This is a genomic window from Lacibacter luteus (genome assembly GCF_004118265.1).
GTDB lineage: Bacteria > Bacteroidota > Bacteroidia > Chitinophagales > Chitinophagaceae > Lacibacter > Lacibacter luteus.
This window is the reverse complement of record NZ_SDHW01000007.1, coordinates 260,600-278,295: the sequence shown is the minus strand read 5'-3', so window position 1 is coordinate 278,295 and position 17,696 is coordinate 260,600. Positions and strand designations below refer to the sequence as shown.

The window sequence follows — 17,696 nt, the reverse complement described above, 5'->3', positions numbered from 1 at the left end:
CGTTTGATAAACAAAAAACAGCCAGTTCTTTAACAGCTTCAGAACATCTCTCCACCAGTTTTTGGATGATTTTTTTAGGGGGTCAATTTAAAATGGCGGAAGGGGGTTAGTTTGGGTGGTATTTACAACTATGGTAACAGACGAACATCATGCTTATAACAAAGTGGGCAAAAAGTACAATCACAAGAAAGTAAACCACAGGAATAAGGAATATGTTCGTAAGGAAGATATTTTGGTTCACACCAATAACATTGAAGGCTACTGGAATATCCTGAAAAAACAAATTGATGGCATACATCATTCAGTTAGTCCAAAACACCTGCAACGTTATTGCAATGAATCTGCTTTTAGATATAACAACCGTGAAGCGTTTCAGGACGAACGTTTCGCAAATGCGATTGCTAACTGTAACGGTTCATTAAAGTACAAAGTATTAACAGCCGAATAATGAAAGACGGTATATTTTTAAAACAGATGGGTGCAAAGATCAAAGCCGTAAGGGTTTCAAGAGGCATGACCTTACGGCAATTAGGAACTATGTGCAACTTGGATTTTGGCAGTATTTCCCGTATTGAGAACGGGCAGAAGAACAGCTATCTACTTACAATAAAAACAATCGCTGACAAACTGGAGGTTGATGTGAAAGAGTTTTTATAATTAAACAGAAACATTCTTTCATTAGCTTTAAGTAAAATACAGGGAATGATTGCCACTCTTGAATATGCAGAAACAATAAATAATACTACACTTCCGCCTATCACTTCAAACGAAAAGCGTGAAAAACCAGAAAGACAGCTAACGGCATTGTATGTTAAGGAGAATAAGAGTTATGAAATTGAGTGCAAAAACTCGCCATGCAGAACGAAGTGTCATTTTCTAAGTTCTGAATTTGGAGAAGCAATCTTTGACAGGGAATCCGAAAGTTTCATTGCATCGACCAAATCATTAAACGATCATTACTACAAATACCTAACAAGAACTATTAAGAATTGGAAGAATAATTTTCCAAATTTTTAATTTGAACAATATTAATTTTTTAGCCCTCGTGGTCTAACACGTATATAGTTACCCGAGGACGCCAACATGAGCATGGCAATCATGGATATGTCAGCAACCTGCGCCGGTTGAAGAACGTTTTTTTTCAGCATTCAACCCACAAAAAAATGGTTGGCGCATCAACACCAACCATTCAATCTTTTTAAACAAATTATCAGCTATTACACCTTCTTCAACTCCGCCTTCCTGTTCTTCTGTATATGATTCCAGGTGGCAAGCATTGAACCAAAGGTCATCACCAATATACCTAACCACAACACATTAATAGCCGGGAACTGGTAAGCCTTCAGCGTAACATATTCCAGTACGGCATTGCTTTCTTTTACGCCAAGATTAATACCATCGGCATCTGCACCTTTAAACGCAAGTATCAGGCTTTGCGAAATAACGGTATCTGCCACAGGCATCACATTATTGCCACGCAGAATAAGCATTGGTTCGGCAGTGTATTTGCTGCTGTCTTTTGCATACACCGTTAACGATGCTGCAAAAACAGAATCGGTTGTTTCGTAAGGAATGTTCTTACGTGTAATATTTCTGCCAACTTTATCCAGCACCAGAAAACCCTGCGAATAAAACACGGTGTCGCCGGGTTGCAGTTTATGATCTTTAAACGAAGCCGTATCCCTGTTCTTTTCTTTATTAGGTAAAGAAGTGATGTAGGTAAACACATCTTTGTGCAGGTAGTGTTTACTGTCGGGGTTGGCCATAATGCCTTCGTTGCCTTTGAAGTTTACAAATGCATCAGGATAAAGTGTAAACCCTTCGTTCTTGTTCTTGTATTGAAAATGAATTTTAAAATATTGCTTGGGATCGGAAGGATGTGTTGAATCGCCCTGGTAAGTAACCATGTACTTACCCATATCTGTTGCAATACCTTTTACCAGTGTAAGATTTTCTGCCGGGTTCTCCTGGCTTTGCTCACCAAAATTCACCATAATACCACTGGTGTTCCAGCTCAACACTTCTTTCTTTGAAGCTGAGATCAACACACCCAGCAGCGTTAATCCAAAGCCAACGTGTGCAATAGATGCGCCGGCTTTGATCATCTTTCCTTTAATGCCTGTAACGATATAAAGTGCATTGGCAACAATTGCATATACCGATGCAAAAATGCTGAGATGAATGGCTGCTAAATAGCCAATACCGTATTTGTTGTAATTAATATCGCCGAAAATGCTGATGCTGAGCGAAGCGATCAATGCAATCAACGTAGGCAACCAAATCGACTTGATGAAGGCTGCTCCTGCTGTTTGTTTGTATTTGAGGTACTGACTGATAGCTGTAAGAATAGCAATGACGAATGAAAACAGGATCAATACTTTGTTGTACGAATATTCAAGATCTTCTGCAGGTGCATACTTGGTGCCGAAAATTTTGTTTACAACCGGCAACGATGTTTTACCAATAATAAACAATGCCGAAATGAAGAACAGCAGCGAACCTACAAACAACCAGAACTCTCTTGCACTGATGACTTCTTCTTTTGCAACCGTTGGAATTTGTTTGTAGCGTATGCCAAACAACACAAACGAAGGAACCACAAAAATGAGCAGGAAGGTCAATAACTGTGTATTCATTCCCAGATCGGTAAAGGCGTGTACACTCGTATCGCCCAAAATACCGCTGCGGGTTAAGAAGGTTGAATAAATGATGAACAGGAACTGCAGAATAAAGAACAGGAAAGTTGCACGCAACGAGTGACCTGTATGTTTATAAGCAATCAATGTATGAATACCGCAAATAGAAATGAGCCAGGGCACAAGCGATGCGTTCTCTACTGGATCCCAAGCCCAGTAACCCCCAAAGGTTAAACTTTCGTAAGCCCATGCTGCACCCATCATAATACCCAATCCTAAAATACCTGCACTGAAAATGGCCCAGGGGCGTGAAGGCAATACCCAGCCGCTGTAATCTTTTTTCCAAAGTCCGGCAATGGCAAATGCAAACGGTACAATGGTACTTGCAAAACCGAGGAACAATACCGGCGGATGGATCACCATCCAGTAGTTCTGCAGTAAAGGATTCAAGCCGTTGCCATCACGGATAAAGCTCAGGTAATCGTTACGCAAATGACCTTCCGAATCGAAGCCGATCGGGAATTGTTCAGGGCTCAACATGCCCTGGTCACGCATCAACACAAACGGATTACTGCCTATTTTAAAATCGAAGAAATAAATACCTATCACCATTGTAGCCAATGCAAACTGCATAAAGCTGATGGTTGTCATAACCGGCGCTTCCCATTTCTTTTCACGCAATAGAATAATGCCGCCGAGTATACAATGCCAGAAACTCCAGAGCAGGAAGCTTCCCTCCTGTCCTTCCCAGAAACAGCTGAGGATGTATTGCATGGGCAGCTGGTAATTGCTGTGCTGCCATGCATATTTATATTCGAACCGGTGGTTGGAAATAATGAAATAGAGCACAAAGAAAATACCGATCACAGAAACGATCTCGGCCAAAAAAGCAACACGGGCAATCCGTTTCCAGCTTTGTTGCTGTAAGGGGTTTGCAACGGTTGTTGCTTTAAAGTAAGCAACAGTTGCTAATAAAGATGCTACAAAAGATACAATAGCCAGAAAGGTTCCAATCTGTCCGGGTAATAGTTGCTCGCCTGAATATGGCATGTGTAAAAAAGTTCGTTTCTAAAATAGATGGTTGGTTACGGCTGCAGTTAATTGGCAGCAGTACTGATCTTTGCCTTTTCTTCTTTGTACTTGCTGGGGCATTTGATCAGGATATCATCGCAAAGAAATGCGCTGTCGGTCATTTTTCCTTTCAATACCATACGTTCGCTGCGTTCCATATCGGTTGGTGGTTTTCCTTTCATATAAACTACTTTGGTAGAACCTCCTAACGAATCAACTACATGAAAGCTGAGATAGTTGGGATTTTTGAGTGCGTCGTATTCAATATGCTTGCCATTGGCTGTATCGAGCTTGGCAATAAGATGTAAAAACTTGCCCGGTTTGGCTTTTGCTGAATCGATGGTATCGTACGTTGATAAATCACCCATCATGCTGATAAGAATACCGATTCCTACAGCAATAACAACTAAAATAAGGATGTGAGAGGTCTTCATTTTTCTCTGCAGCTTTTATTGCAGCGCAAAGTTAGCCCAAAACAAGTTTCGGAATGGAAGGAAACTGACAATAACTAACCCGAAAAGATGAAACTGCAAATTTTAACAATTAACCCGTCAGACAACTTTTTACAAATCTTGCTCCTGCCTCCTTCTCAAAACCATGCTGACCATATATTTCGTAAAATTAATTGTGCAAAACTTTGCTTGCAACTAACTGCAGTTAATCTACAGTCTATTACCTTTGCATCCGCTTTTAAAAAATAGTCATCATGGCTGATCTTTCCGGGTTCGACCCCAATGGAGCCGGCAACCCAAACAACAATGTATTTGGCCTTCCTTTTACCGAGGAAGAAGCTGCCCTCGTTATTTTCCCCGTTCCGTGGGAAGTTACAGTAAGTTACAAAGCAGGTACTGCCCGTGCTCCCGAGCATGTTTTCAGGGCCAGTTTGCAGGTTGATCTGCACGATAACGATACTTCCGATGCCTGGCGCCGTGGTATTTACATGCGTAATGTAGATCGTACTATTCTTTTAAAAAGCGATTACCTGCGTAAAGAAGCCGAGCTGTATATTAACTACATTACGCAGGGCGAAAACGTAAACGATAATAAGTTTATGTGCAAAACCCTCAAAGAGGTTAATGCCGGAAGCATCTTCTTAAACGACTGGGTTTATACACAAACAAAAGAGTTGCTCGATAAAGGAAAGCTGGTTGCTTTGCTTGGCGGCGACCACAGTACACCGCTGGGATACTTTAAAGCCATTGCCGAAAAGCATGGAGCATTTGGTATTCTGCAAATTGATGCCCACTTCGATTTACGTAAATCGTACGAAGGTTTCACCTACTCGCATGCGTCGGTAATGTATAACGCACTTAACGAAATTCCTGAGCTGCAAAAACTGGTACAGGTAGGTGTGCGTGATTATGGCAGCGACGAACTGCAACTGGTTAAAGACAGCAAAGACCGTATTGCCGTTTTCTTTGACCGCAATATGAAAGAAAGGCTTTTTGAAGGTGAGTTATGGAAAACTATTGCCGATGAAATTGTGGAGCAGCTTCCAGAAAAAGTATACATCAGCTTCGATATAGACGGTCTCGACCCGAAACTATGCCCCAACACAGGTACGCCTGTAATGGGTGGCCTTGAAACCGAACAGGCTTTTTATCTCTTTAGAAAAATATTGTCAAGTGGCCGCAGGTTTATTGGCTTCGATGTAAATGAGGTTGGTGTAAGCACGAAAGAATGGGATGAAAATGTTGGAGCAAGAGTATTATACAAGCTTTGCAACCTTCTGCTGGCTTCAAACAGCAACTAAAACAACTAATTACTTTTTAGAGAAGGATCACTGCAATGGTGGTCCTTTTTTGTTGGCAGCAGGGCAAAAAAAAAGCCAACCCTGAAAAGAGTCGGCCGTTGCTAACCTATGAAAAACACCTAATGCAAGTGTACAGAAAAAAAATCTTAAACGCAATATTTTTACAAAAAAATTTTTCGCTTATTGTACGCAAACGATTGCGCATGTAATATAAATGGGTTCTTTTTTATCGGGAATTCTTATTTGCAACACTTTCTCTTATGTAAACAGCTCTTCAAAGTCAGTAGTGTCAGCGGCTTTGCACTACATGTGTATTGGTTAGCCTTAAACACGCCCAACTATACATTTCAATTAAATAAATACTTAACCAAAGCACAATAATTAACTTTTATAGTTTTGGTTATACTTTGTAAATATGTTTGTTTAACTTTAAAAAGCAAGAAACACTAAATTCCTTATCATGTAACTAACGTAATTGAAAAACCATACATGACTAACTCCATTAACCGTTTGATGATTTTTGCATTGCTGTTGCTAACAATCGCTGTTTCGGCGGTTACAGCTATTTCCATCTGGCAATCGCAAAGAATTAAAAGCTTCAATACAGAAATTACCCGGTTTGAAGAAAACAGGTACCTAATGCAACAGCTTATTATGGCCGTTCTGGATAATGAAACCGGGGCACGGGGCTATGTAATTACCGGCCAAAAGTCTTTTCTGGAACCAATGATCGTATCCGAACGAAAACTTGACGAGTTACGCATTATACTTTTAAAACGCACTGCAACACCGGAATTAGCGACCCTTCTAGACGATTCCTTAAGTCCGATCATCAATTTACGTAAAGAATTTTCCTGGCAAATGGTTGCATTGGTCGATAATGGTCGATTGGAAGAAGCAAAAAAACTCGTGTCGAGTGGATTAGGTAAGCACTATACTGATGAAGCAAGAAAATTTGCAGCAAAAATTGATACAATAAGAACCAATTTGCTTAATACGAAGCGAAAAGCCAATGAAACTTTTATACAGGATCTGAACCGTTTCCTGATTCTTATACTGATCATTATTCTGATAATATCCATTTTTAATTTCAGACAGCTTGCCAAAATTTATAAAAAACAAAAAGCAATAGAACTCCACTTACGACAAAGTGAACAACTATATGCTGCTCTTTTTTACAAAAGCCCGATTGCAAAATGGATTGTGAATCCACGGTCGAACATTATCGTTGATGTAAACGACAGTTTCTGCGAACTGTTTGATCTTAAGAGAGAAAATGTAACCGGTAAAACCAACGCTGAAGTAGGACTTAACAGCTCACCCGAAGTAAGAGACGAGGTACTGAAACAAATTATGGAAAAAGGTTTTGCCAGGAATGTTGAATACAAAGTACCACTTCCAAACGGAACCATTAAATGGGTATCGATGAGTATTGATCCCATAAAGCTTGATGGCGATGATTGTTTTGTAGGTGCTTCGGCAGATATCACAATCAGAAAAGAGAAAGAGCAGGAAATTGCCAAAATGAACGCCGAACTGGAACAAAAAGTAAATGAGAAAACGGCTGAACTGAGAAAGAACGAACAACAACTAAAAACGCTCAACGATTCGCTTGAACGAATGGTAGAGCACCGCACGGCGCAGCTGTCTGCAGCCAATAAAGAAATGGAAGCATTTAGTTATTCTGTTTCGCACGACTTACGGGCCCCATTACGTGGCATTATCGGCTTCACCAATATTATTCAGGAAGACTTTGGCGATACAATGCAGGAAGAAGAAAAAAGACTGTTTGGCATCATTAAAAAGAATACAGAGAAGATGGGTAACCTCATCGACGATTTGCTTGACTTTTCACGGCTTGGTAGAAAAGAAATATCCAAATTAACTGTAGACAGTGAAACAATGGTGCAGGAAGTAGTAGAAGAAATAGGAAGGGTAAATACAAGAACAGATGCCATTGAATGGATAATTCAACCTCTCCCTCCTGTTAATGCAGACATTTCAACTATACGACAAGTGTGGGTAAATCTTATTTCAAACGCAATTAAATACAGTAAGCAAGCACCAAAGCCTGTAATAGAAATTGGCAGTTACAGGGAAAATGGCCATATCGTATTTTTTGTAAAAGACAACGGCGTGGGATTTGATGAACAGTACAAGAACAAGCTTTTTAATGTGTTTCAACGCTTACACAGCGAAAACGAATTTGAAGGAACCGGCATTGGCCTGGCACTCGTAAAAAAAATTGTATCAAGGCACGATGGAAAAGTGTGGGCTACCGGCGAAATAGATAAAGGAGCTGCATTTTATTTTTCAATACCATAATAACATTTATGCTAAACAAAACAGTTGAAATTCTATTGGTGGAAGACAACATTGATGATGCTGAATTAACCATTAGAGAAATGAAAAAACACAATCTTGCTAACGAACTTTTTCATGTAAAGGATGGCGCAGAAGCTGTTGATTATATTTTTGGCAAAGGAGCTTTTAACGGCCGAATTATTGAGCAGCGGCCTAAACTGATTTTGCTCGACATTCAAATGCCTAAATTAAATGGCATTGAGGTTTTGGAAGCAATTAAAACAGATGAGAGAACCAAAACCATACCTGTTGTAATGCTTACTTCGTCTAAAGAGGATCCGGATATAAAACGTTGTTACGAGTTAGGAGCTAACAGTTATATTGTTAAGCCTGTAAACTTCGAAGCTTTTACAGCTGCAATAAAAACACTTCATTATTACTGGCTGCTTTTAAATGAACCACCTGTAAAATAGTTGTTTGCATTACTATGGACTCAACACTAAATATTTTAATCCTCGAAGACAATCCCACCGATGTGGAATTGATAAAATATGCCTTGCAGAGAGAAGGAATAAAGTTTGAAAGTTGTGTTACAGATAACCGTACAGCTTTTACGGAAGCTTTGAAAGAAAAATCATTCGACATTGTATTATCCGACAATACCCTTCCTCAATTTGAAGCAAAAGAAGCCGTTCAGATAGTTCGGAACATGCATCCGGAAATGCCGTTTATTCTTGTAACAGGCACTGTAAACGAAGAATTCATCATCAGCATTATGAAGCTGGGAATTGATGATTATATTTTGAAAGACCGGTTAATCCGTTTGCCTTCGGCAATAATAAATGCAATACAAAACAAAAAAGCCGAAAGCAAAAAGATACAGGCAGAAGAAAACCTGATAAAAAGCGAATCGAAGTACAGGTTCCTTATTGAGCATATTACAAAAGGTATTTATGCTGTTGATTCGGAATGGCGCATTTTATACATGAATGCTGTAGCAGCAGAACTATTTAAATGCAACCCGGAAGAAGTAACCGGAAAAAACATCTGGGAAGAATTTCCTTATTTGGTGGGCGGCAAATTTTATAAGGCTTATCAGCAGGCTATGAAAACCCAAAAAGCAATACAACTCGAAGATTTTTCTGACTATTTTAAAAAATGGGCAATTGTAAATGCATACCCATCAGTGGAAGGGTTGGTTGTTATTTTTGAAGATATTACTGAGAAGAAAGAAATGCAGTTGGCCTATCAAAAAAGTCAGGAACGATACAAAGAGATGATTGAGCGGATTACTGATGGCTTTATTTCACTAGATAAACAATTTAACTATATCTTCCTTAACGATCAGGCGGCAGAGCTCATTCACAAAAAACCTGAAGATGTAATAGGAAAAAATGTGTGGGAATTGTTTCCCGATGCCATTGGCAGTGCAACACATAATGCTTTTCAACAAGCATTGCAAACACAGAAATATGTACGCAACATTGATTATTACCCTCCACTCGATCTTTGGCAGGAAAACCATATTTATCCTTCAGAAGATGGCTTGTCGGTTTTCATACGGGATATATCAGAAGAAAAACGAAAAGAAGTAGCAGCCCGGCAAAGCGAAGAAGTGCGAAACCTCATCATGAGTTCGGCATTGGATGCTATTATTTGTGTAAACACCGATAATAAATTTATTTTCTGGAACAAACGTGCTGAAGATTTATTCGGATGGACCTTTGATGAAATAAAAAACGAATCGCTCACCACTACTATTATTCCTCCAAAATACCAACGTTCACATTCACATGCAATGAACCATTACCTGGCAACAGGCGAAAAACACATATCAGGTAAAATGGTTGAAATAACGGCTTTGAACAAAGCCGGAAAAGAATTTCCAATTGAGCTGTTTATGATTCCTGTAAAAACCGGGAACAGCGAATTCTTTTGCGCATTTATCCGTGATATTTCTGAACGCAGAGACTTACAACTGAAATTGATAGAACAACAGAAACAAGCCGCACGGGAAATTACTGCCACTGCATTAGATGCACAGGAAAAAGAACGGAATTTTATTGGGCAGGAATTGCACGACAACATTAACCAGATACTTGTGGGTACAAAAATGCTGCTAAGGCTTACAGTTGCCAAAGCAGATAACAATAAAGATATTCTGGAAAAATGTATTAACAGTCTGGAAGAAGCGATTGAAGAGAACCGGAAGCTGGCGCACGAAATGGTTACACCGAATATTGAACAGGAAAGCATCAGCAATCTTTTGCACATCTTAATTACAGACATGTTTGTGGCTGAGCAAGTAAAAGTAACAATTAACGTACACCCCGAAGCTGATCATCTTTTGGAAAAGAAACAAAAACTTGCGCTTTACCGCATTGCACAGGAACAATGCTCAAACATTCTAAAACATGCAAATGCTTCCGAAGCAACCATTTTGGTGGAAGAAAAAAATGACGGCATTGAAATGAGCATCCACGATAACGGACAAGGAATGCAGGAAGACAAGAAGCCCAACGGAATTGGTTTACGAAACATCAACAGCAGGTTGAGTATATATAGCGGAACATCTAAAATTATTTCAGCACCGGGCAAAGGTTTTACACTAATTGTTCATTTGCCGTTTTATATTTCCTGAATTAGTTCGCACAATAGAGCAACCGGCTCTTCGGTTGCTTGCCTGTTTTAACTGTATCTTTACAAGGTGACGACAACTTACCACATACCCATTTTTTTTGAGCCGTTTGAAAAACAGAAAAAAGCGGCCCGGCTTCTGCACCTGCTTGCAGGTTTTTTAATGATCGCCAACGCATGGGGCGATTTTAAAAACCCAACTCCCCATCTTCTGTTTATAGTTGTGCAAATAGCGGCAGCGTTGGTTTTAATCAGCTATGCATTTACAGGAAAAAAATGGTCAGCAAATCAAAATGCAACAAACGGGCTCATTCGTATTTTGGCTGCCGCAGTTCTGTTCTATGCTGCCTCTTATTTTTATTCAATAAACGACTCGTTGCGTTCGCTGCTGCAGGTGTTTGGTGCATGTGGCTTGTTACTGTTGTTTTTTACCGAGCGAAAAATTTTTAAACAATGTGTAGTAACCATCGATGAAAAAGGCGTGCATACACCGGCCAATTTAAAAGATCGTTTAATTGAATGGAAAGATATTGACAACATGGTTATTAAAAACGATTTTGTCTCCATCAACACGGTGCAGAATCATTTTATACAATACGAAACGGGCAGCGTTCTCAGCGAGCTGCAAATGGATGAAATGAATGCTTACTGCCGAAGCAAGTTTACCAAAAGCTGATTTCTTTTATCTTTGTAGCCTTGAAGAAATTCATCTGCATATTATTTCTTGGAGCCTACCTGGTATCTTCAACAGAATTGCGGCAATTGCTCAAGTTTCCGCTGCTGCTGCAACACTATGCAGAACATCGCCAGCAAGACCATTCTTTAAGCTTGGTTGCTTTTTTTGCCCTTCATTATAACGATGAAGACATTATTGACCTGGATTACAGCAAAGATCAACAGCTTCCTTTTAAATCGCAAGGTGGTTATTCCGGTGCCGCTTTAAGTATTGGTGTACCTGCATCGTTTTATATATCGGTACCCAAACCTGTACATTCAGCAGCAATTGAACGTTACATTCCCAACGACGATTTCATATCAGCCGTATTCCTCTCTTCTATCTGGCAGCCTCCCCGCTCCTGCTGATCATACAAAGTTTATTTCTTGTAACACACTACGGTTTTGCAACAGCAAAACAGCAGTGCTATTGTTGATTTATTTAAACAGCTATTCAAATGCTGAATGCAATCATCCGCTTTTCCGTAAACAACAAACTTGTTATCGGTCTTTTTATAGTAATTCTTATCGGCTATGGAAGTTATCAGTTTACCAAACTACCTATCGATGCCGTGCCGGATATTACCAATAACCAGGTTCAGGTAATTACGGTTGCACCATCGTACGGAGCAACCGACATCGAACGCCTTGTAACTTTTCCTGTTGAACAAGCCAACAACAATATTGATGGTTTATTGGAGATCAGAAGTTTTTCACGCTTTGGTCTTTCCATTGTTTCCATTGTTTTTAATGATGAAACAGATGTTTATTGGGCAAGACAACAGGTAGCTGAACGGCTGCAAAAACTGCAGACTGTTATTCCGCCCGAAATAGGAACCCCCGAATTGGCGCCCGTAACAACAGGGCTTGGTGAAATCTATCAATACGTTGTTCGTGCCGAAAAAGGATTCGAAAACAAATATGATGAACTTGAATTACGCACCATACAGGATTGGATCGTTCGCCGTCAATTACTCGGTGTACCGGGCGTTGCCGAAGTAAGCAGTTTTGGCGGCAAACTGAAACAGTACAGTATAGAAGTAGATCCCAACAAACTTTACGCCTACGGTATAACAATAAACGATGTGTTTACTGCACTGGAAAAAAACAATCAGAATACAGGCGGTGCTTACATAGAAAAAGCATCCACCGTTTTGTATATACGCAGCGAAGGTTTGGCCGGCAGTAAAGAAGACATCGAAAACATTGCCTTAAAACACAGCAGAAGCAACACCCCTCTTTTTATCAGCGATGTTGCGGATGTTAACATTGGGCATGCCACCCGGTATGGTGCAATGTTGTATAACGATGAAGGCGAAGTTGCAGGAGCAATTGTAATGATGTTGAAAGGAGCCAACAGCAACAAAGTAATTGCAGCAGTAAAAGAACGTATTGAACAGATACAAAAAACACTGCCGGAAGGTGTGGTGATAGAACCTTTTATCGACCGTACAAAAATGGTAAACAATGCTATTGGTACAGTTAAGACAAACTTGCTGGAAGGCGCATTGATTGTTGTATTTATTCTGGTATTGTTCCTCGGAAATTTCAGAGCAGGTTTATTGGTTGCATCGGTTATACCATTGGCCATGTTGTTTGCGGTTATTATGATGAACCTGTTTGGTGTAAGCGGTAACCTGATGAGTTTGGGGGCACTCGATTTTGGATTGATTATAGATGGTGCAGTTATTATTGTTGAAGCGGTAATGCACCAGTTGAGCCACAGTAAACGATTCAACAATACCTACCGGCTTACACAACCCGAAATGAATGCCGAAGTAAACAACAGCGCAAGTAAAATGATGAACAGTGCAGTGTTTGGCCAGATAATTATACTTGTTGTGTATTTACCCATTTTTACATTGCAGGGCGTTGAAGGAAAAATGTTTAAGCCAATGGCGCAAACAGTAGCATTTGCATTATTGGGTGCATTTATTTTATCGCTCACCTATATTCCAATGATGAGTTCGTTGTTCCTCAGCAAGAAAATACAACATAAACAAAACCTCTCCGACAAGTTGATGATCTGGCTCGAAAAACATTATCAATCATTATTAGCCAAACTGCTCAACTATCCTAAAACGATCCTTGCCTCCGTACTTGGTTTGTTTATTGTTTCCATTTTTATTTTACAATCGCTCGGTGGCGAATTTATTCCTGCACTGGAAGAAGGCGATTTTGCAGTTGAAACAAGAGTGCTTACAGGAAGTAATCTTCAAACAACCATCGAGCACACACAGAAAACAGCACATATTCTGAAATCGAAATTTCCGGAAGTAGAAAAAGTTGTAACAAAGATCGGCAGCGGCGAAGTTCCCACAGATCCCATGCCTATTGATGCCAGTGATATGATGGTGATTCTGAAAGACAAAAAAGAATGGACATCGGCAAAAACATTTAACGAACTCGCTGAAAAAATGACGGAAGAACTGAAAGCAGTCCCCGGCGTTACAACAGGTTTTCAGTATCCCGTACAAATGCGTTTTAACGAATTACTTTCTGGAGCAAGACAGGATGTTGTTTGTAAAATTTTTGGAGAAGACCTTGATACGCTTACGCACTATGCGCAGGCGCTGGGTAAAATTGCAGGAACAGTAGATGGTACAACCGACTTGTTTGTAGAATCGGTTACCGGTTTACCACAGATCCTAATTCAATACAACCGTGCAGCCATTGCACAATACAATTTAAGCATTGCCGATGTGAACCGCATTGTTAATACAGCTTTTGCAGGACAAAGTGCAGGTATGCTGTTTGAAGGTGAAAAGCGGTTTGACATTGTTGTACGTTTAAAAAACGATCAGAAAAAAAACATACAGGATATTCAGCAGTTGTTAATACCGCTGCCATCGGGTGGACAGATTCCGCTGTCACAATTAGCAACAGTTGAAATTAAGGAAGGCCCTAACCAGATACAACGGGAAGATGCAAAACGCAGAATTGTAATCGGGTTTAATGTACGTGGACGGGATGTACAAAGTATTGTAAAAGAGCTGCAGCAAAAAACAACAAAGCAATTAAAACTCCCGGCCGGCTATTATATAACATATGGTGGTGCATTTGAAAATTTAAACGAAGCCAAACAGCGTTTATTCATTGCTGTGCCTGTTTCGTTGTTACTCATTTTTGCATTGCTGTATTTTGCATTTGGCTCTGTTAAACAGGGATTGCTTATTTACTCTGCTATTCCGTTATCTGCCATTGGCGGCATTTTATTTCTTGCCCTAAGAGGCATGCCTTTCAGCATCAGTGCAGGCATTGGCTTTATTGCATTGTTTGGTGTAGCTGTGTTAAACGGCATAGTGTTGATCGCCGAATTTAACAGGCTTCGCAAAGAAGGAATGGATGATGTAAAACGTGTTGTGCTCATGGGTACAAAAATCCGTTTACGTCCTGTATTGATGACTGCCGCTGTTGCATCGCTTGGATTTTTACCAATGGCGTTGAGTAACGGAGCCGGTGCTGAAGTACAACGTCCATTAGCAACTGTTGTAATTGGCGGACTACTTATTGCTACTTTTTTAACACTGGTTGTATTACCGGTACTTTATATCCTTTTCGAAAAAGGCTTACACATGAAAAAGAAACATGCGGCAGTAACTGTAATGGTTTTACTGTTTTCTGCAATTCAAATAAATGCAACTGCACAAACACCCATTACATTGCAGGCAGCAATTGATACAGCATTAAAAAACAACCTGCAGGTAAAGCAGGAAAAATTAGTGACTGAATATAAAAGATTACTCATCGGTTCTGCTGCTGTTGTTCCGCAAACAACTGTATCGGCCGAAGTTGGACAGTTTAACAGTATTTACAACGATACAAGATTCGGCGCTTCGCAGTCATTCAATTTTCCAACGGTTTACAGTACACAAAGATCTTTGTTAACTGAAGAATGGAAGAACAATGCACTGTATGTTTCGGTAAAAGAAGCAGAATTAAAAAAGGATGTATCTTCTGCTTTCTATCATTTAGTATACCTGCAGCAAAAAGCACAATTGTTACAGGAAGCCGACAGTTTGTACAGTGCATTCTATCGCTTAACCGAATTACGTTTACAAAAAGGCGAAAGCAATGTGCTGGAAAAAGCAACAGCCGAAACACAGTTGGGGCAAATTCGTTTACAACGTCAGCAGTTGCAAAAAGACCAGGCGCTTGTACAATTGCAGTTTCAGTTATTACTCAACTCAATAACAGCGTTTACTGTATCAACAAAAGAATTGAAATATACAGTTCAACTTGCCCCGGCAGAATTGAGTAATCATCCGAACATTGCTTTCGTTAAACAGCAGCAGCAGATTGCAGATGCAGCCATCGCAGTAGAAAAAGCAAAGCTACTCCCCGACCTCTCGCTTGGCTTGTATAGCACAAGTATACGTGGAACAGGTGCCGATAATAAGTATTATCCTTCTTCGTATCGCTTTCAATCGATGCAGGTGGGTATTGGCATTCCTGTATTTGCCAAGGCTCAAAAAGCAAAGATCAGCAGTGCTAAATTCAGCAAACAAATTGCTGCCAACCAGTACCAGCTTAGCTTAAACGAATTGAATACACAGTACCATTCGGCACAACAGCAATACATCCACTACAAAGAGCGTGTTGACTATTTTGAAAGAACAGGTTTGCAAAACGCAACACTCATTTTAACAACGGCCAACAAACAGTTCAGCAGCGGATTGATTAATTACCTTGAATGGTTTATGTTGGTAAACCAGGCAACAGGAATTAAGAACGATCACCTCGATGCAGTTAAGAACCTTAACGAAAGCAGCATTCAACTAAACTATTACAGCAATCAATAAATTATTCGAAATGAAGTACAGTCTTCTCATACTTATAGCAACAGTTTTATTACAGGCTTGCGGCAGCAAAACAAAAAGCTCGGCGTCCGAAACTGCAGCACCGGTTGAAGGGTTGGTTACATTAACCGATGCTCAATTTAAAAACGCAGCAATTGAAATGATCAAACTGCAGCAACAACAGATTTCATCCATACTAAAACTTAATGGCAAAATCGATGTACCTCCGCAAAACATTGTATCCATCAGTGTGCCAATGGGTGGCTATCTTAAATCGACCAAACTGTTACCCGGATTACATGTAAAGAAAGGCGAAGTAATTGCAGTCATTGAAGATCAGCAATACATTCAGCTGCAACAGGATTACTTAACAGCAAAAGCAAAACTTCCTTTTCTTGAAAACGAATACAACCGGCAAAAAGAACTGAATGAAAGCAAAGCCAGCAGCGACAAAAACTTTCAGCAGGCAGAAGCAGAGTTCAGAAGTCAGAAAGTATTGATCAGTGCCCTTGCCGAAAAACTAAAACTCGCCGGTATTGCTATCAGCCGTTTAGATGAATCGAATATTACCCGAAGTATACAGGTGTACTCACCTATTGATGGTTATGTTTCGGCAGTTAACGTAAACATCGGCAAATATGTAGCACCTACAGATGTGTTATTCGAACTCATCAATCCTACCGATATTCATCTTGCATTAACTGTTTTTGAAAAAGATGTCAACAAACTCTTTATCGGTCAGAAGCTTGTTACCTACACCAACAACGATCCTTCTAATAAACACGCTTGTGAAATTCTGTTGATCGGTAAAGACCTCAACAACGAACGTAACACCGAGGTCCATTGTCATTTTGAAGCGTATGATAAAACGCTTATTCCCGGTACATACATGAATGCGGAAGTTGAAGTAAAGAACAAAACAGCGTGGGTAGTGCCCGAAGATGCGGTAGTACGGTTCGAAAACAAACACTATGTATTTGTAAAAAAAACCGATAAGCAATTTGAGTTGACTGAAGTACAAACCGGCATCAGCGAAAAAGGACTTACCGAAATACTAAACGGAGATGCGTTGCAACAAAAAGAAATTGTTGGCAAAGGTGCTTATACGGTGCTGATGAGTTTAAAAAATAAAACGGAAGATTAAAAACACTCCCCACTGAAACAATTGAGGGGAATCTGTTGTCTACTATAGTAACAGATTAATTGTAGTAGCTTTACTTAAGCTTGCAACCTCTTGTGTGTTTCAGTAAAGCTGTACATTAAACAACAGAATAGATAAGTCAACTAATAAATCAGTAGGTGCATGAAAAAGAAATCGTTTATCTGGTATACCCTGTTGATCGTTTTAATTATTGCAGTAGCCGGCGGCTTTTATGCCTACAAAGAGTTTAACCGCAAAGCAAAAAGTATGTCGGAAGAACAGGCAGCCTTTCGTTTAACACAAGCAGAATTGCTGAATGAATTTTCAGCAAATGAAAAAGCTGCTACCGAAAAATTTGCCGATAAAGTACTGGAAGTAACAGGTGTTGTAAAGTTGGTTGACACAGATGACAAAGGGTTTGCCACAGTTGTACTGGGCGACAGCGGTTCTTTGTCTTCTGTACGTTGCAGCATCGATAGTACACAAACGCAAACAACAGCATCACTTCAACCAAATACCAAAATAACCATCAAGGGAATTTGTACAGGATATAATGCCGACGAATTAGGTTTGGGATCGGATGTTATTCTTAATCGCTGCGTACTGCTTAAATCATGACCCTTTTTTTAATAACAAAAGAT

Annotated in this window: 14 protein-coding genes; 12 read left to right on the top strand and 2 right to left on the bottom strand. The window is 39.9% G+C overall.

Going from position 1 to position 17,696, the window contains the following annotated elements:
• Positions 1 to 130: 130 nt before the first annotated feature.
• Genes ESA94_RS19385 through ESA94_RS19375 form a run of 3 tightly spaced genes read left to right on the top strand, consistent with a single transcriptional unit; the run spans position 131 to position 1,017 of the window.
• Positions 131 to 448, top strand: coding sequence for a transposase (locus tag ESA94_RS19385; RefSeq protein WP_164972801.1), 318 nt, complete (start codon positions 131 to 133; stop codon positions 446 to 448).
• Positions 448 to 657 carry a helix-turn-helix domain-containing protein gene (locus ESA94_RS19380; protein ID WP_129132602.1) on the top strand — a complete coding sequence of 70 codons (210 nt, stop codon included), beginning with the start codon at positions 448 to 450 and terminating at the stop codon, positions 655 to 657. The genes ESA94_RS19385 and ESA94_RS19380 overlap by 1 nt, the downstream gene beginning before the upstream one ends.
• A 45-nt stretch (positions 658 to 702) precedes the next feature.
• The gene (locus ESA94_RS19375) at positions 703 to 1,017 is read left to right on the top strand and encodes a hypothetical protein (protein WP_129132601.1); all 315 of its coding nucleotides are present in this window, start codon (positions 703 to 705) and stop codon (positions 1,015 to 1,017) included.
• Between the two features lie 200 nt (positions 1,018 to 1,217).
• Here the strand turns inward: ESA94_RS19375 and ccsA are convergent, their stop codons facing one another.
• Together ccsA and ESA94_RS19365 are read right to left on the bottom strand one after the other, a co-directional pair.
• Positions 1,218 to 3,686 carry a cytochrome c biogenesis protein CcsA gene (ccsA, locus tag ESA94_RS19370; RefSeq protein WP_129132600.1) on the bottom strand — a complete coding sequence of 823 codons (2,469 nt, stop codon included), beginning with the start codon at positions 3,684 to 3,686 and terminating at the stop codon, positions 1,218 to 1,220.
• A gap of 47 nt (positions 3,687 to 3,733) precedes the next feature.
• Entirely contained in the window at positions 3,734 to 4,141 is a 408-nt protein-coding gene (locus ESA94_RS19365; protein ID WP_129132599.1) for a cytochrome c maturation protein CcmE domain-containing protein, read from the bottom strand.
• A 272-nt stretch (positions 4,142 to 4,413) separates the two neighbouring features.
• On the opposite strand from ESA94_RS19365, the gene ESA94_RS19360 reads away from it, so the two are divergent.
• The 9 genes from ESA94_RS19360 (at position 4,414) to ESA94_RS19320 (ending at position 17,673) form a co-directional block, all read left to right on the top strand.
• Positions 4,414 to 5,460, top strand: a complete 1,047-nt coding sequence (locus tag ESA94_RS19360; RefSeq protein ID WP_129132598.1) for an agmatinase family protein — start codon at positions 4,414 to 4,416, stop codon at positions 5,458 to 5,460.
• Positions 5,461 to 5,949: 489 nt separating this feature from the next.
• Positions 5,950 to 7,785: an ATP-binding protein gene (locus ESA94_RS19355; protein WP_129132597.1), complete on the top strand. Its 1,836-nt coding sequence runs from the start codon at positions 5,950 to 5,952 to the stop codon at positions 7,783 to 7,785.
• Between the two features lie 8 nt (positions 7,786 to 7,793).
• Positions 7,794 to 8,237 carry a response regulator gene (locus tag ESA94_RS19350; protein ID WP_129132596.1) on the top strand — a complete coding sequence of 148 codons (444 nt, stop codon included), beginning with the start codon at positions 7,794 to 7,796 and terminating at the stop codon, positions 8,235 to 8,237.
• A 14-nt stretch (positions 8,238 to 8,251) separates the two neighbouring features.
• Positions 8,252 to 10,405 carry a PAS domain S-box protein gene (locus ESA94_RS19345; protein WP_129132595.1) on the top strand — a complete coding sequence of 718 codons (2,154 nt, stop codon included), beginning with the start codon at positions 8,252 to 8,254 and terminating at the stop codon, positions 10,403 to 10,405.
• A gap of 66 nt (positions 10,406 to 10,471) precedes the next feature.
• Positions 10,472 to 11,077, top strand: a complete 606-nt coding sequence (locus ESA94_RS19340; RefSeq protein ID WP_129132594.1) for a hypothetical protein — start codon at positions 10,472 to 10,474, stop codon at positions 11,075 to 11,077.
• A gap of 20 nt (positions 11,078 to 11,097) precedes the next feature.
• Positions 11,098 to 11,484, top strand: a complete 387-nt coding sequence (locus ESA94_RS19335) for a hypothetical protein (RefSeq protein WP_129132593.1) — start codon at positions 11,098 to 11,100, stop codon at positions 11,482 to 11,484.
• An 89-nt stretch (positions 11,485 to 11,573) separates the two neighbouring features.
• On the top strand, positions 11,574 to 15,917 hold the full coding sequence (locus tag ESA94_RS19330; protein ID WP_129132592.1) for a CusA/CzcA family heavy metal efflux RND transporter: 4,344 nt from the start codon (positions 11,574 to 11,576) through the stop codon (positions 15,915 to 15,917).
• 10 nt (positions 15,918 to 15,927) lie between these two features.
• The gene (locus tag ESA94_RS19325; protein ID WP_129132591.1) at positions 15,928 to 17,058 is read left to right on the top strand and encodes an efflux RND transporter periplasmic adaptor subunit; all 1,131 of its coding nucleotides are present in this window, start codon (positions 15,928 to 15,930) and stop codon (positions 17,056 to 17,058) included.
• Positions 17,059 to 17,217: 159 nt separating this feature from the next.
• Positions 17,218 to 17,673 carry an OB-fold protein gene (locus ESA94_RS19320; protein ID WP_129132590.1) on the top strand — a complete coding sequence of 152 codons (456 nt, stop codon included), beginning with the start codon at positions 17,218 to 17,220 and terminating at the stop codon, positions 17,671 to 17,673.
• The last annotated feature ends 23 nt before the right edge of the window (positions 17,674 to 17,696 follow it).